Raw genomic sequence first — 25,384 nt, forward strand, 5'->3', positions numbered from 1 at the left:
AATGTCGGAGGGGTCACACCCGTTCCCATCCCGAACACGGAAGTTAAGCCCTCCAGAGCCGATGGTACTCCGCGGGAAACCGCGTGGGAGAGTAGGTCGCTGCCGGATTCTTTTTGAAAGCCCCTGGCGCCGCAAGGCGCCAGGGGCTTTGTCTTTGCGGGCTTGCGTCGCGGGCCGCCGCACCTGGCTTGAGCGTTGCGACACGCTCGCCGGGGTTCATGGTGCCTGGGAAGCGCGGAGCGATTTCGCCCGGCGTGTGGCGGGCCTGCGCTCGCGGTAGGCGCCGCTGGGGCGACGCGGGAAGCCGGGTGGGTCAGTTTTGGGGCAAGGGGACGCCAAGCTCTCGGATTCGTTGGGGAATCGCGTCGTCGTGGATGTTTGACCGCAGTTCCCACTGGATCTAGAGTCGCTGCTCCCCCCGGTTTGCGCACCGCCTGCCGCGGTCCGTACTCGCCGGCGCCGGGCAGCCCCGCGAGATGAAGAAGCCGACCTTCTTTGGGAAGTACCTGCTCCTCGAGCGCGTCAACGTCGGCGGTATGGCCGAGGTCTTCATCGCGAAGGCTTTTGGCGTCGAAGGCTTCGAGCGCATTCTGGCCATCAAGAAGATCCTTCCGACGATGGCGGAGGATGACGAGTTCATCACGATGTTCATCGACGAGGCGCGGATCAGCGTTCAGCTGAACCACGCCAACATCGTGCACATCCACGAGCTCGGGAAGCACGAGGACACGTACTTCATCGCCATGGAGTACGTGGCGGGCCGTGACGTCCGCACGCTCCTGGAACGCTATCGTCGCCGCAAGGAGATCATGCCCACCGCACAGGCGGTGTTCATCGTCTCCAAGATGTGTGAGGGCCTGGACTACGCGCACCGCAAGAAGGACGCGCGCGGCCAGGACCTGCACATCATCCACCGCGACGTGTCTCCGCAGAACATCCTCGTCTCGTACGAAGGCGAGGTGAAGATCATCGACTTTGGCATCGCCAAGGCCGCCAACCGTTCGCAGAAGACGCAGGCCGGCATCCTCAAGGGGAAGTTCGGCTACATGAGCCCGGAGCAGGTCCGGGGCATGCCCATCGACCGGCGCAGCGACATCTTCGCGGTCGGCGTGCTGCTCTACGAGATGCTCACGGGCGAGAAGCTCTTCGTGGGCGAGTCCGACTTCTCCACGCTGGAGAAGGTGCGCAACGCGGACATCCCGCTGCCGCGCGAGTTCAACCCGAACATCTCCGCGGGGCTGGAGAAGGTCGTCCTCAAGGCGCTCGCGCGCGAGCCCGAGGACCGCTACCAGTGGGCTTCGGACCTCCAGGAGGACCTGATGCGCTTCCTCCTCGCGGGGGACGCCATCTACTCGTCGAAGCACCTGTCCGGTTTCATGAAGGAGGCCTTCGCCGAGGACATGCTCCGCGAGGCGGAGAAGATGGAGCGCTACGCCTCCGTCGAGCGCCCGGACCAGATCGAGCACTCGGGTGTGACGCTGCCTCCTCCGGCGGCAGCGCCCCCCCGTGCGACCGCGCAAAAGAGGTCGCCGGCTCCGTCGGCCACCGGTTCTCCCGTGGGCCGCGCCTCCACTGCGCCCGCACAGCCCGCGCCTGGCTACATCCCTCCTCCCAGCGCTGAAGAGCTGGCGGAGATGGACGGCGCCGCGGACAAGACGCAAATCGTCGACTCCACGCACACGTTCCGCGCCCCGGAGACGCGGATCGCGGACAGCAGCGTCGTCGTGGACGACAGCATCACCGGCCGCTCGGAGAATCCCATCGACCGGGCCGGGCACCACACGAGCGCCTCTCCCTACGCTCAGGACGAAGGAAGAGGCGGCAAGGGCAAGAGCGGCCCCAAGTCCCAGGTCATCATCGGGGACGAGGGCGGAGAGGCCTATGCGGGCGCGACCATGATTGGTCCTGCTCCGACGGCGCCGCCTTCGCGCTCCCGCGGTGGCTCGGCGGCCCCGGTGCTGGATCCCGAGGAAGAGGAGACCACGGGCAACATCACCCTCCCGGTGGGCTCCCGCCACAATGGCCTGCGCGCCCAGGCGGCCGAGGACGACCCGGAAGGCGCCTACGACGACCAGGGCGACGAGTTCGAGGGCGACGGCCAGGAAGACTACGGAGACGAAGGGCAGGACGCAGAGGAGCCGCCCTACGACGACGAGGCCGACGGTCCGGCCACCATCCCCCAGAAGGCTTCCAAGATGGCGAAGCCGGCCGCGGCCGCCAAGGTCGAGAAGGCCAAGGCGCCCGCTGGACCGAAGAAGCCTCTGCCCAAGCCCGCCATCATCGGCATGGCCGCGGGCGCGGCCCTGCTCCTCCTTGTCGCGGTGATCTTCGTGGTCCGTGGTTCGTCCACGGGCTCCGTGAACTTCGTCGCGCCGGTGGGCGCCACCGTCCTCGTGGACGGTGAGCCCGTGAACGCCAACCAGGTCATCGAGCTGTCCGCGGGCATCCACAGCGTGACCGCCTCGGCGCCGGGCTATCAGCCCGTGACGCAGCAGATCGAGGTCACCGCGGGTCAGGCGGCGGCCCCCATCCTCCTCAGCCTGAGGTCGGATTCGCCGACTCCGAAGCCTCAGGAACCCAAGCCCCCGGAGCCTCCGCCCACGGCGCCGCCGGTGGTGGTGGACAACACGCCTCCGCCCACGACGCCGGAGACGCCCCCGGAGAAGCCCGTCGAGCCTCCCGCTCCGACGACGTTCACCGCCCTGTTCGAAGGACAGGAGGGCGCGGAGATCTCCGTCGACGGCAAGTCCCTGGGCAAGCTGCCCGGCGCGAAGCTCGGCGACCTGGAGATGGGCAAGAAGTACACGTTCACGGCGAAGCGCTCGGGCTTCAAGCCGTTCTCTGGCGACTTCACGTCCAATGGAAACACCGAGGTTCGCGTCGCCGTGGACATGGTGGAAGAAGCGCCGCCGCCCGAGCCGAAGCCGAAGCCCCCGCCTCCGGAGCCGAAGCCGAAGCCCGTGGTCGCGACCCCGAAGCCTCCTCCGGAGCCCAAGCCGAAGCCCGCCGCTGCCGCGCTGGGCAAGTTCGCATGCAGCACTTCGCCGGCGGGCGCTCAAATCTGGGTGGATGGAAAGAACACGGGTCGCGTGAGCCCCGTGCCGCTGGGCAATCCGCTGCAACTGCCGGTGGGCAAGCGGAAGGTCGTCTTCAAGCTCAACGGCAAGTCGACCAAGCCCCAGGTCGTGGTCATCGATACGGAGAACGTGGCCAAGCTCATCAACGTCCCGGTGAATTGAACGGACGCACTGCGCCATGGGGCATCTTGTGCCCCTGGCGATTGTTGAGCAGGGATGTCAGGGGGCAGGCTATGACGCCTCGCCCACGACGCTCCTTACGTTGAGGTGATGTGTTCATGAGCATGACGTCCACTCGAGGCAAGCCCGACGCTGGCCCCGCGCAGCAGCCTTTCACCTATCCCCTCCGCCAGGAGTTCGTGGAGCCCGACTGGCGGCGCATCCCGGGCTACAAGGATGTCACCGCGGCGGAGTGGGAGAGCTCGGTGTGGCAGCGCAAGCACACCGTGAAGAACCTGCGCGAGCTGCGGGCGACGCTCGGGGCGCTGCTGCCGGACGACCTGGCCGCGAGCATGGAGCTGGACCAGAAGGAGCGGGCGACGATGTCCATCCTCGTCCCGCCCCAGATGCTCAACACCATGGACCTGGCGGACCTGTGGAACGACCCGGTCCGCAAGTACATGTTGCCGGCGCTCGCCGACCGCCGCACGGACTGGCCCAACCACCCGCGCGCCAGCCGTGACAGCCTCCACGAGGCGGACATGTGGGTCGTCGAGGGCCTGACGCACCGCTATCCGACGAAGGTGCTGGCGGAGATGCTGCCCACGTGCCCGCAGTACTGCGGCCACTGCACGCGCATGGACCTGGTGGGCAACGACGTCCCGCAGGTGTCCAAGCACAAGTTCGCGACGGGGCAGAAGGAGCGCTACGAGCAGATGCTGGACTACCTGCGCCGCACGCCCACCGTGCGCGACGTGGTGGTGTCCGGCGGCGACATCGCGAACCTGCCCATCCAGGCGCTGGAGCCGTTCGTCAGCGCGCTGATGGACATCCCGAACATCCGCGACATCCGCCTGGCGTCCAAGGGGCTCATGGCGCTGCCGCAGCACTTCCTCCAGGACAGCGTCCTGGCCGGTCTGGACCGCCTGGCGAAGAAGGCCGTGGAGCGCGGCGTGGACCTGGCGCTGCACACGCACGTGAACCACGCGCAGCAGCTCACGCCGCTCGTGGGCAAGGCGGTGCGCAAGCTGCTGGACATGGGCTTCCGCGACGTGCGTAACCAGGGCGTGCTCCTGCGTGGCGTGAACGACAGCCCGAAGGCGCTCTTGGACCTGTGCTTCACGCTGCTCGACCACGCGAAGATCCTGCCGTACTACTTCTACATGTGCGACATGATCCCCAACAGCGAGCACTGGCGGCTGTCGGTGGCGCAGGCACAGAAGCTCCAGCACGACATCATGGGCTACATGCCGGGCTTCGCCACGCCGCGCATCGTCTGTGACGTGCCGTTCGTGGGGAAGCGGTGGATCCACCAGGTGGCGGAGTATGACCGCGAGCGCGGCATCTCCTACTGGACCAAGAACTACCGCACGAGCGTGGAAGCGAACGACGCCGACGCACTTGATCGCAAGTACGAGTACTTCGATCCCATCGACACGCTGCCGGAGTCCGGCCAGGCGTGGTGGCGGGATCAGCCCAAGGCGGCGTGATGGATTCCTCCGTGGGCGCCGTGGCGCCCCAGTTGTCTCCCCGTCCCTCGCTCAGTGCCGAGGGGCGGGCCCGGTTGTTTCCCTCCGCGACCGACGCGGAGTGGACGGACTGGCGCTGGCAGCAGCGTCACTCGGTGCGAAACCTGGAGCAGCTGGAGCGCTACGTGCGCCTGACCCCGGAGGAGCGCGCCGGGGTGCAGGAGACGTCCTCGCTGTTCCGGATGGGCATCAGCCCCTACTACCTGTCCCTCATCGACCCGGAGCACGCGCTGTGTCCGGTGCGCATGCAGTCCATTCCGGTGCGCGCGGAGGCCCGGGTGCGGCCCGGGGAACTGGAGGATCCGCTCGGCGAGGACAAGACGCGCCCGGAGGAGTGCATCGTCCACAAGTATCCGGACCGGGTGCTGTTCCTGGCCCTGGATACGTGCTCGGTCTACTGCCGCCACTGCACGCGGCGGCGCATCACCAAGGGCGGTGAGGCGGAGCTCACCAAGGACCAGATGCGCCGGGGCATCGACTACGTGCGCAACCACCCCGAGGTGCGCGACGTGCTCATCTCCGGCGGAGACCCGTTCCTCCTGAGCGAGGAGCGGCTGGAGTCGCTGCTCGCGCCGCTGAGCGAGATTCCGCACGTGGAGATGATCCGCATCGGGACGCGGGTGCCGGTGGTGCTGCCCATGCGCGTCACGGACTCGCTGGCGCGCCTGCTGCGCCGCTACGCGCCCGTCTACGTCATCACCCACTTCAACCACCCGAAGGAAGTGACGCCGGAAGCGCGTGAGGCGTGCGAGCGGCTGGTGGACCATGGCGTGCCGGTGGAGAACCAGGCCGTCCTGATGCGGCAGCTCAACTCGGATGCGCGCATCATCAAGGAGCTGTCGCACGTGCTCCTGCGCGGCCGCGTGCGCCCGTACTACCTGCACCAGATGGACGTCGCGGAAGGGTGCGAGCACCTGCGCACGCCCATCGCCAAGGGGCTGGAGATCCTCCAGCAGCTTCGCGGACACACCAGCGGGCTCGCGGTGCCGCACCTCGCGGTGGACCTGCCGGGTGGGGGCGGGAAGGTCACCCTCCAGCCCGACTACGTCATCGAGCGCGGCGAGCGCGAGACGCTGTTCCGCAACTACAAGGGGCAGACGTACGCGTACCCGGAGCCGGAGCAGACCGACTGCTCCTGCCCGTACGATGAGGTGTGGCAGGCGCGGTCGCGGGAGCTGGGCTTCCGAGGCCGCTGACAAACCCAGGAGGATGCCGGGCTCCGCGGGAGGCTACCTGCGGCGCCTGGAGGCCTTCCGGCTCATGCCCTTCGCCGTGCCGGCGGTGTTGCCAATCTCCACGGTCGGCGCACCCGCCGTGCTGTCCAGGCTGCCGTCGACGTCGACGGAGGGCTCCGCGCCGTCCGCGGACTCCAGCTCCACGGGGTCCGAGTCGCTGAAGCCCTGCTGGATGTGGACCTCGCCGTCGCCCTTGCGCTTCTTCGCCTCGGCTTCCTTCTCGGCCTTGGCCTTGTCCTCGAGCCGCTTGGCCTCATTGGCGACGCGCTGGTTGTCCTCGGGCGTCATCCGGGCCGTGAAGGTGGCGAACTCCTTCGCGGAGACGCCGTGCTTCTCCATGACCTTGGCGCCTTCCTTCTGCTGGGCGCGGATGGACTGGCCGCGCTCGGCGTTGCTCATCTCCGACGGCTTGCGGTTGCCGAACTCCTCGTTGACCTTCGCCTGGGCCGCGGCCTCATCGCGCTGGATGGCCGCCACCTTCTCCGGCGTCAGGCCTTCCTCCTCCGCGAGGGCAGGGGTCGCCAGGACGAGCGACGAGGCAGCGAGCATCAACGAGAGGCGGGTGGTCATGGGGAGGCTCCTCAATCCGGCCCATCATAGGCACGGAGTCGGAGCCAGCGCATGGCCGCTTCTTCAGCGCGACTGACACCGCGTGCAGCCATCGTTCGCGCCCGCGCACTGCTCGCGGGCCCTGGCGCAGCGCGGCGGGAGGTCGTCCCGTTCCGTCTGCTGCTCCACGAGGCCGCAGAGCTGCTCCGCCGTGGCGCACGTCCGCGTGGAGACGTCGCACTGCTCGGCGCAGGTCAGGTCGTCACCCTGCTCGCGGGCGCGGAGCTCGTCGAGGCGGGCCTCGATGCCGTCGATGGCCGCGTCGTCGTCTCCGGCCACCCGGGTGTCCACGTGCTTCGCGCAGCCTGCCAGCGCGATTGCCGCGGTGAGGAGGGCCAGCCATGACCGGGTCGCTCTCATGGTCCTACCCATATGCGCCCGCTCGTGGCCGCGTCCAGTCAGCGGCGTTCGGGGGAGCGCATGCGGCGCTCGGGGCGGGGCTCCGGTTCAGGAGGGCGGCTCCAGTAGAGCCAGGCCGTCAGGGCCAGGAGCGCGGCCACGGCCAGCCTCCGCAGCCATTCCTCCCGCGCCCGTCCGGGTGAGTCCGCGTCGGCCTGGGCGGCCTTGTCCAGCGCGGCTTCCACTTCGGGCCCCAGCGCATGCACCCGCCGGCACAGCCAGGCCACGGGCGCGAGCGGCACCGGCACGGGCGCGGTGTCCTTCTCCACGGCCATGGCCAGCATCCGCTCCCAGGCGGTGGCCTCCTCCGGGCTCTCCGGGGGCCTCGCGGGCTGGCCCAGTTGATGGGCCAGGGCCACCGCTGAACGCAGCAGCAGCACGGAGAAGGCGTCGCCCGAAATCCCGTACCAGGTCGCGCACTCCCCCTGGGGGCGGCGCTCCACGATCCGGCGGACCAGCACGGCGGCCGTGCGGGGCTCCAGCGCGCGGAGGGCCTCGGAGAGGGCCTCGGGGGACAGGCGGGCGACGTCGGGGACGGAGGCGGTCACGGGGCTCCATTCTGCGGCATCCGCCTGGGGTTTTCGCGGGCTCCTACCAGGGACATGTCCTGGCTTCCGGCCGATTTCTTGAGGCGGATCGCTCCGCCCCTAGACTGTTGGACCATGTTGCAACGTGTGGCACTGCTGCTGCTCCTGCTCGCGTCGTCGCGGGCGTTCGCCGTGGAGACGATGCGCATTGCCATGGACGACCCCGGCGACGAGGTCCGCGTGAGCGGCCGGGGCCTGGGCTTCGGCCCCGACGCCGAGGACGCATCCTTCGTCGCCGTCACCGCGGGACAGGCCACCGTGCGCCGCCGCAACGGCAAGCTGGAGGTCAACGGCGCTCCCTTCATCGGGGACGCCATCCGCTTCCGAGGTGGCCTGGAGGCCACCGACGCGGGCGGCCCCGGCAACGAACCCCTGAAGGCGGGCAGCGCGCAGGTACGCGGCGACGTCGTGGTGCGCCTGTTCAAGAACAGCCTCCAGCTCATCAACGTCATTCCCCTGGAGGACTACCTCGCGGCGGTGCTCGGCAGCGAGATGCCCGTGTCCTTCCCCCTGGAGGCCCTCAAGGCCCAGGCCGTGGCCGCGCGGACGTACGCGCTGCAGAAGAAGCTGGATGCGTATGGCGCCGCCTTCCACATGGGCAGCAGCGTGCTCCACCAGGTGTACGGCGGCGTGAACCGCGAGGACGCCAAGACGCGCGCCGCCGTGGAGGCCACCCGCGGGGAGGTGCTCACGTACGACCTGGCCCCCATCGAGGCGTACTTCCATGCCTCCTGCGGCGGGCGCACCGAGTCCGGGCAGGACGCCCTCCAGCGGAACCTGCCGTACCTGCAGCCCGTTGACTGCCCCTGCGGCAAGCTGCCCGCCAGCCGCTGGTCCGCGACCCTCTCCGAGGCGGAGCTGCGCGGCGCGCTGAAGGCCCCGCCGGGCGGCATGCGCGTCACCGGCCGCACGCCCACGCACCGGGTGACCCGCGTGACGCTGGCGGAGGGCACCGTGGTGGACGGCGTGCAGTTCCGCCGCAAGCTGGGCTACACGCGCCTCAAGAGCCTGGACTTCGACGTGGAAGCCTCCGGCAAGAACTACGTGTTCACCGGACGTGGCTTCGGCCACGGGGCGGGGCTGTGCCAGTGGGGCGCCAAGGCCCTCGCCGACCAGGGCAAGGCGTACCGGGAAATCCTCTCCCACTACTACCCGGGCGCAGAGTTCCAGCAGCTCTACTGAGGCCCTCGCCGGTTCCGTGAGGGCGCGGGGGCTGCTACAAGCGCCAACCCCGTGTCGTCCCTCCTCTCCGACTACGATTTCGAGCTCCCCGAGGCGCAGATCGCCCAGGCCCCGCTGCCCAACCGGGACGCGTCGCGCCTGATGGTCGTCAGCCGCGCCACCGGCGCCTGGAGCCACCAGCACTTCACCGACCTCGCGGACCTGCTGCGCGAGGGCGACCTGCTCGTCCTCAACGACGCGCGCGTCATCCCCGCGCGCCTGCTGGGCCAGAAGAGCGGCACCGGCGGCCGGGTGGAGCTGCTGGTCGTCCGCCCCGCCGCCACCGCCACGCTCACCTCCGCGGCGCTCGGGGGCGCGCCTGAGTCGCTCGAGTGGGTCTGCCTGGGGCAGGCGTCCAAGGGGCTCAAGCCCGGCCAGTCCGTCACCTTCGCCGGGGGCCTGTCCGCCGAAATCCTGGAGGCCCTGGGGGGAGGGGAGTACCGGGTGCGCTTCCACGCGGCGCCGGGCGCCTCGCTCGCCAGCCTCCTGGACGCTGCGGGCCGGCTGCCCCTGCCTCCGTACATCACCCGCGAGCCCGAGGCCGCGGACGCCGAGCGCTACCAGACCGTGTACGCGCGCGCGTCCGGCGCCGTGGCCGCGCCCACCGCCGGCCTGCACTTCACGCAAGAGGTCTTCGCGAAGCTCGCGGCGAAGGGCGTGCGGCGCGCGGAGGTGACGCTCGACGTGGGGCCCGGCACCTTCCTCCCCGTGCGCGAGGAGGTGCTGGACAAGCACCACATGCACCCGGAGCGCTTCACCGTGCCCCAGGCCACCGCGGACGCCGTGAACGCCGCGAAGGCGGAAGGCCGCCGCGTGGTCGCCGTGGGCACCACCGTGGTGCGCACGCTGGAGTCCGCCACCGACCCGGACACGGGCAGGCTGCGCAGTGGCCCGGGCGAGACGGCGATGTTCATCCGGCCCGGCTATGTCTTCCGCCAGGTGGACGTGCTCCTCACGAACTTCCACCTGCCGCGCTCCACGCTGGTGATGCTGGTGAGCGCGCTCCTGGGCCGCGAGCGCACGCTCGCCGCGTACCAGGAGGCCGTGCGCGCGGGCTACCGGTTCTTCAGTTACGGCGATGCCATGTTGGTGAAGGAGTGAGTGCCGTGGTCGACGAGCAGGGCAGGGAAAAGGGCGAGAAGGGCGATACCCGCGTGCCCCCGGGGCTGGTGCGCTTCGAGCTGTTGCACGAGGACCAGAGCGGCACCAAGGCGCGCCGCGGCCGGCTGAACACGCCGCATGGCCCCATCGAGACGCCCATCTTCATGCCCGTGGGCACCGTGGGCAGCGTCAAGGGCGTGGGCCCGGACGACCTGAAGACCCTGGACGCGCAGATCATCCTGGGCAACACCTACCACCTGATGCTGCGCCCCACGGACGCGCTCGTCGGGGAGATGGGCGGCCTGCACCGCTTCATCTCGTGGGACCGGCCCATGCTCACCGACAGCGGCGGCTTCCAGGTGTTCAGCCTGTCGGAGAAGCGCAAGATTACGGAGGAGGGCGCCGCCTTCCAGTCGCACCTGGACGGCTCGCGGCACTTCCTGTCGCCGGAGCGCTCCATCGAAATCCAGGAGACGCTGGGCGCGGACGTCATCATGGCGTTCGACGAGTGCCCTCCGTCCACCGAGGACCGGGCCTACCTGGAGAAGTCCCTGGCGCGCACCACGCGCTGGCTGCACCGGTGCGTGAAGGCGTGGGGCCGCGAGCGCTCGTCGCTGTTCGGCATCGTACAGGGCGGCCTCCATGACGACCTGCGCAAGCGCCACGCGGAGGAGATCTGCTCCGTGGACCTGCCCGGCTACGCGCTGGGGGGCTACTCCGTGGGCGAGGCGCCGGAAGCCATGCACGCGGGCGTGGCCTACTCGGCGCCGCTCCTGCCCCGGGACAAGCCGCGCTACCTGATGGGCGTGGGCACGCCGCTGGACCTGGTGACGTGCGTGGAGCAGGGCGTGGACATGTTCGACTGCGTGCTGCCGACACGGTGCGCCCGCAACGGCCTGCTCTTCACCTCGGAGGGCAAGCTGGTCATCCGCAACGCAGCCTACGCCAAGGACCCCCGCCCGGTGGACCCGGCGTGCTCCTGCTACACCTGCCGCACGTTCAGCCGGTCCTACCTGCGGCACCTGTTCGCGGCGGGAGAAATCCTGGCGATGCGGCTCAACACGCTGCACAACCTCCACTACTTCCTGGACCTGATGGCCCAGGTGCGCCGCGCCATCGCCGAGGACCGCTTCGCCGCGTTCGCTCGCGACTTCCGGGCCAAGGCCGTGGCGCAGGAGGCCGAACGCAAAGGCGGCCGGTGAGCGGGCAACGGGATTGCCGCGCTTCCGGCGTTCACTTGCTCACATGGGGCGCCCTTGCTAAGAGGCCACCCTTTCGGATGTTTTGACCCCACCCGTACGCCGGGTCGGGGCCTTTCCGAGTCCTTCCTCCCAAAACGACGAGGCAGTACGTGGCTGACAGTTTCCTGATTCTCGCGCAGGCCGGGGCTGGCGGTTCCCCCCTGGGGACCTTCGGCTTCCTCGCCGTGCTGGTGGCCATCATGTACTTCGTGATGATCCGCCCCCAGCAGAAGCAGCTCAAGGAGCACCGCAACCTGCTTGCGGGGCTGAAGAAGGGCGATGACGTCGTGACGTCCGGCGGCATCCTCGGACGCATCCACCAGGTGGACGACTCCACCGTGACGCTGGAGATCGCCAGCGGGGTGCGCGTGCGCGTGCTCAAGACGGCCGTCAGTGCGAAGGGCACCATTCCGGCGGCGGGCGCCCCGTCGGCTGCCCCCGCTGAGAAGAAGGAGGAGAAGTAATGGACCGCGGCTGGTGGTGGAAGTTCGGAATGATCGTCGCGGTGACGCTGGGGACGATCTGGTTCCTCGTCCCGACGTACTACTCGCTGGTGGTCCTGGACCGCAACGAGCGCAACAACATCGCCGTGCTGGAGCAGCGGCTGCCCGCGTGGGCGCCCCCCGCGAAGTACCGCCTCAACCTGGGGCTGGACCTGCAGGGCGGCATCCACATGGTGATGCGGGTGGACACCAAGACGGCCCTGCAGAAGCGCACCGAGCGCCGCGGGACGCAGATCGCCACCTACATCAACGACAAGAAGCTGGGCGAGGTGACGGCGGAGACGGATCCGGAGCGGCTGCAGCTGACGCTGACCGCGAAGGACCCGGCGACCATGGACGCCATCCAGAAGGAGGTGCTCGCCACCTTCACCGACTTCACCGTGGAGTCCCGCAACGGCGGCACGCTGGTGCTCAAGCCGGACGAGGGCCAGGTGAACCGCTTCCGCGACGAGGCCGTGGACCAGGCGATGCTCGTCATCCGCCGCCGCATCGACAAGTGGGGCGTGGCGGAAGTGGACGTGCGCAAGCTGGGCACGGACTCCATCCAGATTTCGCTGCCCGGCCGCAGCAACCCGGAGCAGGCCAAGGAGCTGGTGGGCACCACCGCGCAGCTGGAGTTCCGGATGGTGGACGACACCAACCCCCAGGTGTTCGCGCAGATGTACGAGCAGCACCCGCCCCCGGCTGAGAGCAAGATCACCCTGGTGGATGAAGAGGGCTTCCCGCAGCTGTCCTCGCCCAACCGCGAGGCCCTGCTGGCGTACGCGAAGGACAAGACGCCGGAGGGCCGCGACGTCGTCACCGAGTGCGTGGCGAACCCGGTGAAGAAGAACGACTGCATCGCGTACCGCAGCTACCTCTTGGACAAGAACGTTCCGCTCACGGGTGAGAGCCTGGCGGGCGCGGACGCGTCCGTCAGCCAGATGAACGAGCCGGAGGTGAACATCGCCTTCGACCCGGCCGGCTCGCGCGAGTTCGAGAAGCTGACCGAGGCCGCCGTGGGCCGCCGGATGGCCATCGTGCTGGACGACAACGTGCACACCGCGCCGCGCATCAACGAGAAGATCGGCGGAGGCCGCGCGCGCATCACCATGGGCCGCGCCAGCGGGCGCAGCTTCGAGGAGTGGCTGGGCGAGGCGCAGACGCTGGCGCTGGTGCTCAAGGCGGGCGCGCTGCCCGCGCCGGTGACGGTGGGCGAGATCCGTCAGGTGGGCGCGTCGCTGGGTGACGAGCTCATCAAGAAGGGCAGCCTGGCCGCGCTGGTGGGCCTGGCGCTCGTCATCGTCTTCATGGCGGTGTACTACCGCAAGTCCGGGCTCATCGCGGACGTAGCGCTCCTGCTCAACGGCCTGCTCATCCTGGCGGGGCTGGCGTTCTTCAACGCCACGCTGACCCTGCCGGGCATCGCGGGCTTCGTGCTCACGCTGGGCATCGCGGTGGACGCGAACGTGCTCATCAACGAGCGCATCCGCGAGGAGCTGTCCCACGGCAAGTCCGCGCGCACGGCGGTGGACCAGGGCTATGACCGCGCCTTCTGGACCATCTTCGACGCGCACGTGACGACGCTCATCGCGGGCTTCATCCTGTTCTTCACGGGGACGGGGCCGATCCGCGGCTTCGCCACCACGCTCATCGTGGGCCTGCTGGCGTCGCTGTTCACGTCCATCGTCGTGACGCGTGTCATCACGACCTACTTCGTCCACGGCCGCAACGCGCAGTCGGTGTCCGTCTAACGGGCCTCCAGCGCCTTCGGGAAATCCGCCATGCAGATTCTCAAGCACAAGACGCACATCGACTTCATTGGAAAGCGCAAGCCGGCGCTCTTCATCTCCACGATCGTCAACCTGGCCATCATCGTCGGCATCGCCGCGGTGGGGTTCAACTTCGGCGTGGACTTCGCCGGCGGCACGGTGGTGGAGCTGAAGTACAACACGCCCACCACCGCCGCGCAGGTCCGTGAGAAGGCCCAGGCTGGCGGTCTGCACGACGTCAGCGTGCAGGGCATCGGCTCGGCGGACGAGAACTCCTTCCTCTTGCGCATGGGCGGCGTCACGCAGCTCACGGAGGAGAACGCCGAGCGCGCGAAGACGGCCCTCCAGGGGCTGGGCGAGGTGCGCAATGTCTACGCCGACATGGCCAACGGCATCGTGAACTTCCGCTCCGCGCAGCCCCTGTCCGGCGAGGCGGTGAAGAAGGCCGTGCAGGATGGGGCGGGCATCGGCGTGCAGGAGGTTCGTGACCTGGGCGCGAACCAGGGCGGCACCGGCTATGACTACCAGGTCGTGGCGAGCGGCATGGCCGACAAGGTGTACTCGGCGCTGAGCGCCGGGATGGACAAGCCCGACTTCGAGCAGCGCCGCGTGGACTACGTGGGTCCGCAGGTGGGCAAGCAGCTGCGCAACCGCGGCATCATGGCGCTGGTGTACTCGATGGTCGCCATCCTCATCTACGTGGCGTTCCGCTTCGACTTCAAGTTCGGCCCGGGCGCGCTGCTCGCCATGCTCCACGACGTCATCATGGCGGCGGGCTACTACCTGGTGAGCCAGCGCGAGTTCAACCTCACGTCCATCGCCGCGCTGTTGACCGTGGTGGGCTACTCGGTGAACGACACCATCGTCATCTACGACCGCATCCGTGAGGACATGGCGAAGTACAAGGGCAAGCCGCTGCCGGAGATCATCAACATCGCCGTCAACGACACGCTGGGCCGCACCATCCTCACCTCCGGCGTGACGGCGCTGTCGCTCATCGGTCTGCTCATCTTCGGCGTGGGCGAGATCTTCGACTTCGCCATGGCGATGCTGGTGGGCATCCTCGTGGGCACGTACTCGTCCGTGTACATCGCCAGCCCGCTGGTCATCTGGCTGGACGAGCGCGCGCACGCCCGCGAGGGCCACGGCGGCGGCGCCAAGCAGGAGCCGAAGACGGCCTGAGCTGTTGGCTGGCCTTGAAGCGACGAGGGCCCTCCTTCCCACGCGGGAAGCGAGGGCCCTTCGCTTTTTCTAGAAGCGCGCGCCCAGCGTCAGCGACGCGTCCATCAGGCCGCCGCCGTTGTCGTCCGTCGAGGTGACGTTCGCGAAGTCCTGGTCGATGAGCAGGCGGTAGGTGCCTCGCACGCCGGCGGTGAGGCCTCCGGTGTTGAACTCCAGGCCCACCGCGAGCGGGATTTCTTCCATCAGGTCGCTGTCGTAGAGCCCCTCGCCCGCGCCGCGCACGTCCACGTAGGACAGGCCCAGGCCCACGCCCGCGAAGGGGCGCACCGCGGTGAGGAAGGGCGGCGACACCTTCACCAGCGCGCTGCCGCCGTTGCGCACCAGCGAGGGCGCGTCGAAGAGGCGGCTGTCACTCACCTTGTTCTGCGAGCCCTCGTAGCCGACTTCAAAGCCGAGGAAGGTGGTGGGCTGGAGGTTGAGCGTCAGGCCCCACAAGGGGCCGGTGCTGGCCAGGTCGCCCAAGTCGCCCGTGTAGTCGCCAATGCCGCCGCGCAGGAAGACGTTCACGTCCCCCTGCTTCTTCTGTGCGAGCGCGGGCCCGGCGCACAACACGACGGCCATCAGGGCACCGCCCTGGAGAAACCTGCGAAGCATGCGGACCTCCCTGTCCACGGGTGTGCACTCAAGCTGGGCACCGCGCACCCGCCGTGCAGGTTGGGAGCAGGAAGGCAGCCGAGCGCACGTCTGAACAAGCGTGCAGGAGGGTGGTGTGAGTGGGCGGGTTGGCCTGCCTTGGTCGGACGTCTGAGGTACTGTCCTTCACCATGCGGTGGTTGCTTCCAGATGTCGTCGAGCAGGAGGTGGGCTCGCTCGCGGGTGAGCTGTCGCTGCACCCGTTGGCGGCGAGGGTGTTGCTCCACCGTGGCTACCGGACGCCTGAGGCGGCGTCGGCCTTCCTGTCGGACCGGTTGGCGGACCTGCCGGACCCGTTCCGGATGAAGGGCATGGGCCCCGCGGTGGAGCGCGTGCTGCGCGCGGTGCGGCTCAAGGAGAAGGTGACGCTCTACGGGGACTACGACGTGGACGGCGTGTCCTCCACGTCGCTCATGTACCTGTTCCTCAAGGAGCTGGGCGCCACCCCCGCCACGTACATCCCGCACCGGCTGGACGAGGGCTACGGCCTCAACCTGGGCGCGGTGGAGCGCATCGCGCAGGACGGCACGCGCCTGCTGGTGACGCTGGACTGCGGCATCACCTCCGTGGCGGAGATTGCCCGCGCGAGGGAGCTGGGCCTGGAGGTCGTGGTGGTGGACCACCACACGGTGCCGCCCACGCTGCCGCCCGCCACCGCGGTGCTCAACCCGCACCAGCCCGGCTGCGAGTACCCCACCAAGGTGCTGTGCGCCGCGGGCGTGGCCTTCAACCTGTGCATGGGCCTGCGCAAGCGGCTGCGCGACGACGGCTTCTTCGCCACGCGCAAGGAGCCCAACCTCAAGGCGCTGATGGACCTGGTGGCGCTGGCCACCGTGGCGGACGTGGTGCCGCTCACCGGCGCCAACCGCATCCTCGTGGCGCATGGCCTCCAGGAGCTGTCCCAGGGCCGCCGGCCGGGCATCCGCGCGCTGAAGGAGGTGGCCGGCCTGGAGCCGGACGCCACCGTCACCGCGGGGCAGGTGGGCTTCCGCCTGGGGCCTCGCATCAACGCCGCGGGCCGCCTGCATGACGCGTCGCTGGGTCTGCAGTTGCTCTGCGCGGACTCCGTGGAGACGGCGCGCTCGCTGGCGCAGGTGTTGGACCGCGCGAACGCGGAGCGGCAGGGGATTGAGAGCAGCATCCTCACGCAGGCGCTGGCGCAGGCGGAGGAGCACAAGGACTCGCGCGGGCTGGTGCTCTTCGACGAGGGCTGGCACCCGGGCGTCATCGGCATCGTCGCGTCGCGCGTGGTGGAGCGCTTCCACCGGCCCACGGTGATGGTGGGCGTGAAGGACGGGGTGGGGAAGGGCTCGGCGCGCAGCATCGAGGCGTTCCATCTGTACGACGCGCTCACCGGGTGCTCGGACCTGCTCATGCGCTACGGCGGGCACAAGCACGCCGCCGGCCTCACCATCGACGCGAAGCAGCTGCCCGCCTTCCGCGAGGCCTTCGCGAAGATTGCCCTCCAGCGCCTGACGCCGGAGGACATGATTCCGCGCTGCCGCGTGGACGCGGTGGTGAACCCGGGCGACCTGGACGCGACGGCGGTGGAGTCGCTGCAGAAGCTGGGGCCCTTCGGTCAGGGCAACCCGGAGCCGGTGCTGGTGCTGCGCGGCCAGCAGGCCCGGCCCCGCGTGCTGCCCGCGAAGTCCGGGGCGCCCGGCGCGGGGCACCTGAAGCTGGCGCTCGTGGATGCCCCGGAGCTGGATGCCATTGGCTTCGGCATGGCGGACCGCGTGTCGCTGGTGGAGGGGCCGGTGGACCTGGCCTTCCAGGCCGGCTTCGACACCTTCCGCGGCCAGCGCAAGCTGTCCCTGCGCCTCAAGGACGTGCGTCAGGCCGCCTGACGCCGTCCCAGTCCTGGGTCCGCGCTACGCGAGCCCCCAGCGCACCCGGCCCGGCGACATCAGCGCGCCGGCCCGCGCCAGCTCGTTGAGGCGGAAGCGCTCCGCCTGACGCTCGAAGGCGGTGCGGCAGCCCTCCGAGCAGAAGAAGTACCGGCGCTTCTTGTACTCCGACGAGGGATGGCCCTCCGGGGCCTCCAGGTGCCTGCCGCACACCGGATCCCAGTGCCTGGTGCTGCCCTGCCCGTGTTCCTGTTCGCCGTTCATCTTCCGCCTCCAGCCCGACGCCCCCGACTTCCCACCTGGCGCGAATGTAAGCAGGGGGCATGCCAGGGGTCCATCTCCTTGGAATGCCAAGCAGGGGGACACGTGCGGGGGTGGAGGAGGGAAAAAGTTCAGCCCCCGCCACCGCTTCCCGGGTGGGAAGGGCGCGGGGGCCGAAGGGACGAAGCCGGAGCGGCGCTTCAGAAGCCGACGCCGGCGCTGCCACCCAGGAAGAAGTCGTTGGCGTAGCCGCGGCGCAGGCCCATGGCCTCGATGCGGAAGGTGAGGTGCAGGTTGCGCGACAGGGCGGGCCGGCCGCGGAGGCCCAGGCCGTACTGGACGACGGGCTTGAGGCCGTTCACCTTCGTCTCTTCCTCGCCCACGGTGATGCCGGTGTTCTGGTACGCGAGTCCGCCACCGGCCTGAAGGAACAGACCGAAGGGCGAGTCGCCGAATTGGAACAGCCAGGCGGGCGCGAGCGTGAAGTAGTGAAGCCGCGTGTCCCCCTTGATGAATTCCGTGCCGTCACTGAGGCTGCCGTAGAGCCAGCGCAGGTCCGCGAAGAGGCCCTCGCGCAGGGTCGCGTTCTCGGTGAAGAACGTGCGGCCGAACTCCCAGGTGGCGCGCACGCCCAGGCCGGGCTTGTTGTCGGAGAAGTCTCCGCGGGCGCTGTCGATCAGCAGCAGGCCGCCCACCAGCTCCACCGCGACGCCCAGGTTGGGGTCGTCCAGGCGGGACATGCCGCGGAAGCCGTCGTCGTTGGTGGCCTCGGAGGCTTCGCGGAACTCGTCCGTTTCGTCCACCAGCTTGCGGCGGCGATCGTAGGCTTCGTCGTCTTCCTTCTGGGCCTTCTGCTGGGCGCGGTCGGCCTCCTCCTCGGGATAGGCGTAGGGGTCGTCGTCATCCGCGCTCTGGGCGAACGCGACAGGGGTGAAGAGCAGGCTGCCGGCGAGGCAGGCCTTGAGCCAGGTGTTCAAGGGAGCGGGCCTCACTAGAAGATGTTGGGGCAGGTGGTGCCGCCCGCGGCGCTGGCCGGGCAGAGGCTGGGGCCGATGAGGAACTCGCGCGGGATCCGCAGGTGGTCCATGAACTCGTTGCAGACGGCCTTGCGCAGCTCCAGGTCGGAGATGTGCGAGATGATGGCGGCGGCGGGGACGGCGATCGAGAACAGGGTCTGATCCCCGATGACCTGCTGGGTGTACTGGTAGATGCCCGGCTTCGCGGGGTCCGTGTCGTAGTACGCGGAGACGATGTCGCGCTGCAGCTGGGCCTCCTGGCCGGTCGAGCGGCCCGCCTGGTAGAGCGCGGTCGCGATCAGCGTGCCCACCTGGTACTCGGCGCCGTCGCTGGAGAAGGTGCCCACGTCCTGGAACTGCAAGCGGTCCCACAGGAGCGCGCTCATGCAGCGGTCGGCGCGGGACAGGTCGCGCGCGTCCGTCACCCCGGCGTAGGGGCCGCCGTCGAAGGAGGTCGCCATGAAGCGCGGGTCACACCCGCTGACGCTGCGGCAGGTGGCGCCGTAGGCGTGGTAGTCCGCCAGGCCCTCGTCGAAGGACTTGAGCACGTTGGCGCCTTGGCTGGGGCTCTCCGAGGACCAGTTGGACAGCGACACGGGCAGGTTCTGCCCGGCGTACGCCAGCCGGTTGAACACCAGGTGCGAATACTCGTGCGCCATCACCGCGGCGTTGAGGGGCAGGGGCGCGCGCTGGATCTGATCGAACGGCAGCACCATGAAGGCCTGGAGCACCGGGTAGAAGATGGCGTTGTCGCGCGCCGGCTCCTTGTTCACCTGCGTCTGGATGAAGTCCGGGAAGTAGTAGAGCGTCGGCGCGGGCTCGAAGGACGCGACCTTCACGTTGGCGACGGTGCGGAAGTACTCGTTGGCGCGCTCGAGGTTGTAATACGAGGTCACCATGTTCCAGGAGTGGAAGTCCGCGGGCCAGAGGACGTCCTCGCCCGTCTTCTCGTCCTTCTGGGTGATGTAGCTGGCCTTCACGTCGTAGCCGGTGTTCTTGAGCAGCACTTCCGCGACGGTGTCCGCCGTGGCGTTCTGGAGCGCGGGGTCGTTCGCGTCGATGACGATGCGCGCACCGCCCTGGAGGTCGCCGACGGAGCCCTTCAGGCCGACGACGTCCTCGATGGTGGTGAGTTCGACCTGCGTGGGGACGTACTGGCCATTGCTGGAGCGGGACAGGACGGAGACCTTGACCGGGGCCTCGCTGTCCGGCGCGCAGCCCGCGGCCAGGGTCAGCCCGACGGCGGCGGTGGTGACTGTTCGGAGCATGACGCCCGTTTTACTCCGGACCGCTCAGAACGTGTATTCCCCTCCGAGTGTGAGCAGGCCGGAGGTCTCCGCGGGAAGGTCCTCCGGCACGTCCCGCTGGAGGGCCACGCAGGCCCACAGCCGCACCGCGTCGCCCAGGCGCACCGTCCACCGGGTGGCCACCACGTGGGCCACGCCCTCACCCGGCACGTACCGCGTGAAGGCGTAGGACAGCTGGCCCCGGAGGGCAGGGGTGAGGCGCCAGGAGAGGGACGGCTTCACGTCCCAGCGGACCGGGGCGGAGGGGAAGCCGGTGGTGGCGTTGACCTCTCCCAGGCGCCGCGCCACGGCCGCGCCCAGGTCGCGCAGCTGCCGGCGGCGCAGCCCCGCCAGGACCTTGCGGGCGGCGGCCCGGCTTTCGAGCTGGGCCTCCAACTGGTCCGTCTCCGCGTCGGTGAACTGGCCCGCGGTGAGCGGGTCCTCGCTGTAGAAGGCATACGCTCCGCGCAGCCCCAGCTCCCACTGGCCCTTCCAGAGGAGCCGCGCGCCCAGCGTGGGGCGGGCCGACCAGAGGACGTCCTCCCGGGCGTAGCGCTCCGTGGCGGCGCCGTCCGCGACGGTGAGCAGCTGGCGGCGCAGCGGGTTGCGGCTGACGCCCACGCCCGCGTCCAGGCCGTACTCCCAGGTGCCAAAGCCGGCCGAGTCCCAGGCCGCTCCCAGCTGCACCGCCTGGCTGCCGGAGCCCGTCCGGGCGGTGAGGCCGGGGATGTCGAGGCGGGGGCGCTCCCGGCTCAGCTCCGTGTCCGAGTCCTTGGACAGGCCCAGGCTGACGGCGCCGGACAGCAGCCAGTGCTCGCCCGCGAGGTGGTCCATGCCCACGGAGAGCTGGTGGGTGGTCGCGGTGCCGGACTCCGGACGCACGCCGCTGTAGCCCAGCGTGACGAAGGTCGCTTCCCCCACGCCCACGTCACCCAGGAGGCTCCAGAGGACATAGCCGTGGCCGCCGCTCGCCTCGAGCGTGGCGGAGCTCTCCGCGGCCTCCGCGCGGGCGGTGCGCGGCGCCAGACTCGCGAGGCTCCCCACGAGCGCCAGCAGCACCCACCCCGCGCGCACGCACGCGGGCCGGCGGCGGGTTTCCAGGTCCCCCTGCATGGAGGCTTCAACCCCAGGTCCATTTCCGGGTTGCGGGGACGTGCGCGCCTGCCTGCTCATGCGCCCATCTTCCGAGGGAGATGGGGGTGAAAACACGGGGGCGCTCGGGCCATGGATTCCTTGACGCGTCGTTTCCACGATCCGCTATGGTGCCCGGCCTTCCTTCCCGAACCAAACGCAGGCGGTCTCCATGGCGGTCCCGTTCATTTCCGAGGTCAAGCGTACCCACACGTGCGGTCAGCTCACGGCCGCGAACGTTGGCGAAGAAGTGGTCCTCTTCGGCTGGGTGCACAACCGGCGCGACCACGGCGGCGCGGTGTTCATCGACCTGCGGGACCGCGAAGGGCTCACCCAGGTGGTGTTCGAGCCGGACAGCAAGGAAGCCCATGAGACGGCCGGCCACCTGCGCCTGGAGTACTGCGTGGGCATCAAGGGCAAGGTGCTGTCGCGCGGCAAGAACGTGAACCCGAAGATGAAGACGGGGGAGATCGAGGTGAAGGCCTCGGACCTGACCATCTTCAACCGCTCGGAGCCCACGCCGTTCCTCATCGAGGACAACGTGGAGACGTCCGAGGAGAAGCGCCTGGCGCACCGCTACCTGGACCTGCGCCGCGGGCCGCTCCAGAAGACGCTGATGACGCGCTCGAAGATGAACACGCTCGCGCGCTCGTACATGGCGGGCAACGGCTTCCTGGAGCTGGAGACGCCCTTCATGGGCAAGTACACGCCGGGCGGCGCGCGCAACTTCCTGGTCCCCAGCCGCCTGAACCCGGGCAAGTTCTACGCGCTGGCGGAGAGCCCGCAGCTGTACAAGCAGCTGTTCATGGTCGCGGGCTTCGACCGGTACTTCCAGATCGTGAAGTGCTTCCGCGATGAAGACCTGCGCCTGGACCGTCAGCCGGAGTTCACGCAGATCGACGTGGAGATGAGCTTCGTCACCCAGGACGACATCTTCACCATCATCGAAGGCCTGCTGAAGAAGCTGTGGGGCGAGGTGCTGGGCATCGACATCCCGACGCCCTTCATGCGCATGGACTTCTACGAGTCCATGGCGAAGTACGGCAACGACAAGCCGGACCTGCGCTTCGGGCTGGAGCACGTGGTGCTCACCGACGTCATCCGCGAGCACGGCGCCGCGGGCGGCGTGCCCATGATGTGGGACGCGGTGCAGGACAAGGGCATCGTCAAGGCGATGGTCGTCCCGGCGGAGAAGGCGCTGTCCCGCGCGGAGAGCGACAAGCTGGAGGACTTCGCGAAGCAGGCGGGCGCCAAGGGCCTGGCGCGCGCGAAGGTGGGCGAGGGCGGTGAGTGGACCCAGTCCCCGCTGTCCAAGACGATTACGCCGGCGCTGCGGCAGGCCATCAACCAGGCCGTGAACGCGAAGACGGGCGACCTCATCCTGTTCCAGTTCGGCCGCGAGTCGCTGGTTCACACGGTGATGGCGAACCTGCGCGTGCACGTGGCGAAGAAGCTGGGGCTCATCCCCGAGTACGGCAGCGGCGGCCAGTGGAAGTTCCTCTGGGTGGTGAACCCGCCCCTCTTCGAGTTCGACGAGGAGACGAACACCTGGGCGGCGGCGCACCACGCCTTCACCCGCCCGCACGACGAGGACGTGCAGTACCTGGGGACCGACCCGGGCCGCGTGAAGTGCCACCGCTACGACGTGGTGCTCAACGGCTTCGAGATTGGCGGCGGCTCCATCCGCCTGCATGACCCGAAGGTGCAGAGCGAGGTGTTCAAGGCGCTGGGCATCCAGGAGGAGGAGGCGCGCGTGAAGTTCGGCTTCCTGCTGGACGCGCTCAAGTTCGGCGCGCCCCCGCACGGCGGCATCGCGCTGGGCATGGACCGCCTGGTGATGCTGCTGACCGGCGCGGAGTCCCTGCGCGACGTGATTCCGTTCCCCAAGACGAAGACGGGCACGGACACGATGACGGGCGCGCCCGGCGACGTGGACGAGAAGCAGCTGCGCGAGCTGCACGTGCGCTCGGTCCCGCTGCCCCAGAAGTAGCCGTCACGTCCCGCCGGGAGGAGGACACTCCCGGCGCGCCGCTTTCGTTGCTCGCCGCACCCCGGGTCCTTCGAAAGGCCTGGGGGAGTGGCTGGAAGCCGACGGACGGCCCCTCGGAACGGCTGGACACCCCGGTGGCCGTGGCCATTGGGGACCCGTGGCGTGCGAGGGGGCGGGCGCGATGCGGGGACGGGCGTTCGGGGCGTGGGTGCTGGCGTGGGCCCTGCTGTGCGCGGGGCCGGCCTTCGCCGCCGAGACGAAGATGCCCCCGGGCCTCACCGGCGGCTGGGGCGGGATGCGCGGGTTCCTCTACGAACTGGGCGTGGGGATCCAGGTCCGTTACGTGACGGAGCTCGCCTTCAACGCGCGCGGCGGCAAGGGCCATGCGCTGCGGCAGGCGGGCCAATTCAACGTGGGGCTGGGCCTGGACCTGGAGAAGCTGGCCGGGCTCACGGGCGGCACCTTCCAGTTCACGTTCACGCACCGCAACGGCAACAACCTGAACGCGGACATGGAACTGGGGAACCTCCAGCTGGTGCAGGAGGTGTACGGGCGCGGCAACGTGGGGCGCCTCACGCAGCTCTGGTGGGATCAGCTCTTCTGGGGCGAGCGGGTGCACCTGAAGCTGGGGCGCATGACGGTGGGCGAGGACAGCGCGGACTTCCCCTGCGACTTCCAGAACCTGTCCTTCTGCGGCGCGCAGCCCGGCAACATCGTGGGCAACTACTGGTTCAACTGGCCGGTGAGCCAGTGGGCCACGCGGCTGCGCGTGGACCTGGCGAAGGTGGCGTACGTGCAGCTGGCCGCGTACGAGATGAACCCTCGCAACCTGGAGGAGGCCTTCTTCCTGGGGCGCTTCAACGGGGCGACGGGCGTGATGCTGCCCCTGGAGCTGGGCTGGAACCCGAAGTTCCACGGCGACCGGCTGGAGGGGCTCTACAAGGTGGGCGCCTGGTACGACACGTCCAACGCGCCCGACGTGCTGCTGGCTGGCGTGGAGCGCGAAGGGAGGTACGGCATCTACTTCGTCGCGCGTCAGCAGCTCACGCACGTGGCGGGCGCGGAGAACAAGGCGCAGGGCCTCAACGTCTTCGTCCGCCTGACGCGCACGGACCTGGAGACGTCCACGCAGGATGGCCAGTACACGCTGGGCCTGGGCTACACGGGCGTCTTCGGCCGGGCGGATGACGACGTGGGCTTCGCGCTGGGGGCCACGCACTCCAACGGGCGCTACGTCACCGCGCAGCGGCGGAAGCAGGCGGAAGGCTCCGACACGCCGATACCGCGCACGGAGTCCCTGGGCGAGCTGTACTACAGCCTCCATGCGACGCCGTGGCTCGTGCTGCGGCCCAACCTCCAATACATCCGCCCCGGTGGTGACGAGGACGCGCGCAACATCCTCGTCCTGGGCCTCAAGGGGGCGCTCACCCTGTAGGGCATGTGGGGAGAGGGCCCCCTTTCCGTGCCGCTTCGCGGGTGGCCTAGAGTGGGGCCATGGCCCTGTCACCCTCGTGGGATGCGTGGCTGTCGGAGAACCTGCTGCGGGGCGTGCCTGAGGAGGCGCTGGCCCGGGCGCTGGTCGCCGGAGGGGTGGCTCCGGAAGAGGCTCGCTCGGAGGTGGCGTGCGCGCGACGGCACCCGGCGGTGGCGGCCGGTGGCTCGCGTGGGGCGGAGGTGGTGTCGCTCCTGGACGTGCGCGCGGCGCTGCATGCGCAGTCCCGCCGGACGGTGGAGCGGCGGCGGGGCGTGTCCGCGGAGGAGTTCCAGGCCCGCTACTACCGCGCGCACCGGCCCGTCGTCCTGGAGGACTTCCTGGAGGGCTGGCCGCTGATGGAGCGCTGGCGGCCGGAAGCGCTGGCGCGGGACTACGGCGACGTGGAGGTGGAGGTCATGTCGGGCCGTGAAGCCCGCGCGGACCATGACACGTCACCGGATGCGTGCCGCACGGTGATGCGGCTCGCGGACTTCCTCCACCGGCTGGAGCACGGCGGGCCCACCAACGACCTGTACCTCACCGCGCGCAACTTCGCGCTGGAGCGGCCGGAGCTGCGGGGGCTGCTGGAGGACCTGCGGCCGGTCCCGGGCTTCGTGTACCCGAAGCGGCAGCACGGGAGCCTCAAGCTGTGGGTGGGGCCGGCGGGCACGCACACGGCGCTGCACCATGACGTGGACTCGGTGCTGTTCTGCCAGGTCCACGGGCGCAAGCGCTTCTGGCTGGTGCCGTCCTTCGAGACGCCTCGCCTGTACAACCGCGAGCACGTGTGGAGCCCGGTGGACGCGGCGGCGCCGGACCTGGAGCGCTTCCCGGACTTCGCCCGCGCGCATGTGCACGAGGTGGTGGTGGGCCCGGGGGAGATGCTCTTCATCCCCGTGGGCTGGTGGCACCAGGTGCTCGCGCTGGACGTGAGCGTGTCGCTGACGTTCCAGTCGCTGGAGGTACCGGGCGGAAACGCGCGGTGGCACACCTTCGGTTGAGGTGTGCCCGCCGCTTCAATGGCTTCATGTCAGCCGTTGAGGTTTTCGTCCTTCGACGTTTCAGGAAGGGGCGGGGTGGACGGCGGCGGCG

The 25,384-nt window shown here is 69.5% G+C and carries 21 protein-coding genes and 1 rRNA gene; 14 read left to right on the plus strand and 8 right to left on the minus strand.

Annotated features, from left to right (window positions below; all coding sequences use genetic code 11):
- The 4 genes from rrf to D7W82_RS24780 all read left to right on the plus strand — a co-directional run.
- Positions 1-108, plus strand: a 5S ribosomal RNA gene (gene rrf / locus D7W82_RS24765); the annotation flags it as partial.
- A 368-nt stretch (positions 109-476) separates the two neighbouring features.
- Entirely contained in the window at positions 477-3,239 is a 2,763-nt protein-coding gene (locus D7W82_RS24770) for a serine/threonine-protein kinase (protein WP_120620711.1), read from the plus strand.
- Positions 3,240-3,355: 116 nt separating this feature from the next.
- Positions 3,356-4,726: a KamA family radical SAM protein gene (locus tag D7W82_RS24775; protein ID WP_120620729.1), complete on the plus strand. Its 1,371-nt coding sequence runs from the start codon at positions 3,356-3,358 to the stop codon at positions 4,724-4,726.
- Positions 4,726-5,961 (plus strand): KamA family radical SAM protein, encoded by a 1,236-nt coding sequence (locus D7W82_RS24780; RefSeq protein WP_120620712.1) that lies wholly within the window; start codon positions 4,726-4,728, stop codon positions 5,959-5,961. The genes D7W82_RS24775 and D7W82_RS24780 overlap by 1 nt, the downstream gene beginning before the upstream one ends.
- Before the next feature lie 33 nt (positions 5,962-5,994).
- Here the strand turns inward: D7W82_RS24780 and D7W82_RS24785 are convergent, their stop codons facing one another.
- The 3 genes from D7W82_RS24785 to D7W82_RS24795 all read right to left on the minus strand — a co-directional run bounded on the left by D7W82_RS24785 (position 5,995) and on the right by D7W82_RS24795 (position 7,556).
- Positions 5,995-6,570: a hypothetical protein gene (locus D7W82_RS24785; protein ID WP_120620713.1), complete on the minus strand. Its 576-nt coding sequence runs from the start codon at positions 6,568-6,570 to the stop codon at positions 5,995-5,997.
- Positions 6,571-6,633: 63 nt separating this feature from the next.
- Positions 6,634-6,969, minus strand: a complete 336-nt coding sequence (locus tag D7W82_RS24790) for a hypothetical protein (RefSeq protein WP_233587914.1) — start codon at positions 6,967-6,969, stop codon at positions 6,634-6,636.
- 38 nt (positions 6,970-7,007) lie between these two features.
- Positions 7,008-7,556, minus strand: a complete 549-nt coding sequence (locus D7W82_RS24795; RefSeq protein WP_120620715.1) for a hypothetical protein — start codon at positions 7,554-7,556, stop codon at positions 7,008-7,010.
- A 114-nt stretch (positions 7,557-7,670) separates the two neighbouring features.
- On the opposite strand from D7W82_RS24795, the gene D7W82_RS24800 reads away from it, so the two are divergent.
- The 6 genes from D7W82_RS24800 (at position 7,671) to secF (ending at position 14,594) form a co-directional block, all read left to right on the plus strand.
- Positions 7,671-8,777: a SpoIID/LytB domain-containing protein gene (locus tag D7W82_RS24800; RefSeq protein WP_120620716.1), complete on the plus strand. Its 1,107-nt coding sequence runs from the start codon at positions 7,671-7,673 to the stop codon at positions 8,775-8,777.
- A gap of 51 nt (positions 8,778-8,828) precedes the next feature.
- Positions 8,829-9,917 (plus strand): tRNA preQ1(34) S-adenosylmethionine ribosyltransferase-isomerase QueA, encoded by a 1,089-nt coding sequence (gene queA / locus D7W82_RS24805; RefSeq protein WP_120620717.1) that lies wholly within the window; start codon positions 8,829-8,831, stop codon positions 9,915-9,917.
- A 5-nt stretch (positions 9,918-9,922) separates the two neighbouring features.
- Entirely contained in the window at positions 9,923-11,119 is a 1,197-nt protein-coding gene (tgt, locus tag D7W82_RS24810; protein WP_120620718.1) for a tRNA guanosine(34) transglycosylase Tgt, read from the plus strand.
- Positions 11,120-11,268: 149 nt separating this feature from the next.
- Entirely contained in the window at positions 11,269-11,622 is a 354-nt protein-coding gene (gene yajC, locus D7W82_RS24815) for a preprotein translocase subunit YajC (RefSeq protein WP_120620719.1), read from the plus strand.
- On the plus strand, positions 11,622-13,394 hold the full coding sequence (gene secD, locus D7W82_RS24820; protein WP_120620720.1) for a protein translocase subunit SecD: 1,773 nt from the start codon (positions 11,622-11,624) through the stop codon (positions 13,392-13,394). Before yajC ends, secD begins: the two co-directional genes overlap by 1 nt.
- 30 nt (positions 13,395-13,424) lie before the next feature.
- Positions 13,425-14,594 carry a protein translocase subunit SecF gene (gene secF / locus D7W82_RS24825; RefSeq protein ID WP_120620721.1) on the plus strand — a complete coding sequence of 390 codons (1,170 nt, stop codon included), beginning with the start codon at positions 13,425-13,427 and terminating at the stop codon, positions 14,592-14,594.
- Between the two features lie 69 nt (positions 14,595-14,663).
- Here secF and D7W82_RS24830 read toward each other — a convergent pair whose 3' ends face one another.
- Complete coding sequence (locus D7W82_RS24830; RefSeq protein WP_120620730.1) at positions 14,664-15,248, minus strand: outer membrane beta-barrel protein; 585 nt, start codon at positions 15,246-15,248, stop codon at positions 14,664-14,666.
- Between the two features lie 170 nt (positions 15,249-15,418).
- On the opposite strand from D7W82_RS24830, the gene recJ reads away from it, so the two are divergent.
- Positions 15,419-17,134, plus strand: a complete 1,716-nt coding sequence (recJ, locus tag D7W82_RS24835; protein WP_120620722.1) for a single-stranded-DNA-specific exonuclease RecJ — start codon at positions 15,419-15,421, stop codon at positions 17,132-17,134.
- A 24-nt stretch (positions 17,135-17,158) separates the two neighbouring features.
- On the opposite strand, the gene D7W82_RS24840 is transcribed toward recJ, so the two are convergent.
- From D7W82_RS24840 to D7W82_RS24855, 4 genes are all read right to left on the minus strand, one after another.
- Positions 17,159-17,398 carry a YHS domain-containing protein gene (locus tag D7W82_RS24840; RefSeq protein WP_014395530.1) on the minus strand — a complete coding sequence of 80 codons (240 nt, stop codon included), beginning with the start codon at positions 17,396-17,398 and terminating at the stop codon, positions 17,159-17,161.
- Between the two features lie 197 nt (positions 17,399-17,595).
- Positions 17,596-18,372: a hypothetical protein gene (locus D7W82_RS24845; RefSeq protein WP_120620723.1), complete on the minus strand. Its 777-nt coding sequence runs from the start codon at positions 18,370-18,372 to the stop codon at positions 17,596-17,598.
- Between the two features lie 14 nt (positions 18,373-18,386).
- The gene (locus D7W82_RS24850) at positions 18,387-19,679 is read right to left on the minus strand and encodes a hypothetical protein (RefSeq protein ID WP_120620724.1); all 1,293 of its coding nucleotides are present in this window, start codon (positions 19,677-19,679) and stop codon (positions 18,387-18,389) included.
- A 24-nt stretch (positions 19,680-19,703) separates the two neighbouring features.
- The gene (locus tag D7W82_RS24855) at positions 19,704-20,810 is read right to left on the minus strand and encodes a hypothetical protein (RefSeq protein ID WP_120620725.1); all 1,107 of its coding nucleotides are present in this window, start codon (positions 20,808-20,810) and stop codon (positions 19,704-19,706) included.
- A gap of 190 nt (positions 20,811-21,000) precedes the next feature.
- On the opposite strand from D7W82_RS24855, the gene aspS reads away from it, so the two are divergent.
- From aspS to D7W82_RS24870, 3 genes are all read left to right on the plus strand, one after another.
- Complete coding sequence (gene aspS / locus D7W82_RS24860; RefSeq protein ID WP_120620726.1) at positions 21,001-22,818, plus strand: aspartate--tRNA ligase; 1,818 nt, start codon at positions 21,001-21,003, stop codon at positions 22,816-22,818.
- Between the two features lie 181 nt (positions 22,819-22,999).
- Positions 23,000-24,253: a carbohydrate porin gene (locus tag D7W82_RS24865; RefSeq protein WP_147439515.1), complete on the plus strand. Its 1,254-nt coding sequence runs from the start codon at positions 23,000-23,002 to the stop codon at positions 24,251-24,253.
- Positions 24,254-24,312: 59 nt separating this feature from the next.
- Entirely contained in the window at positions 24,313-25,293 is a 981-nt protein-coding gene (locus D7W82_RS24870; RefSeq protein ID WP_120620728.1) for a cupin-like domain-containing protein, read from the plus strand.
- Positions 25,294-25,384: the final 91 nt, after the last annotated feature.

It is taken from the genome of Corallococcus sp. CA049B, from assembly GCF_003611685.1.
Taxonomy (GTDB): Bacteria; Myxococcota; Myxococcia; order Myxococcales; family Myxococcaceae; genus Corallococcus; species Corallococcus coralloides.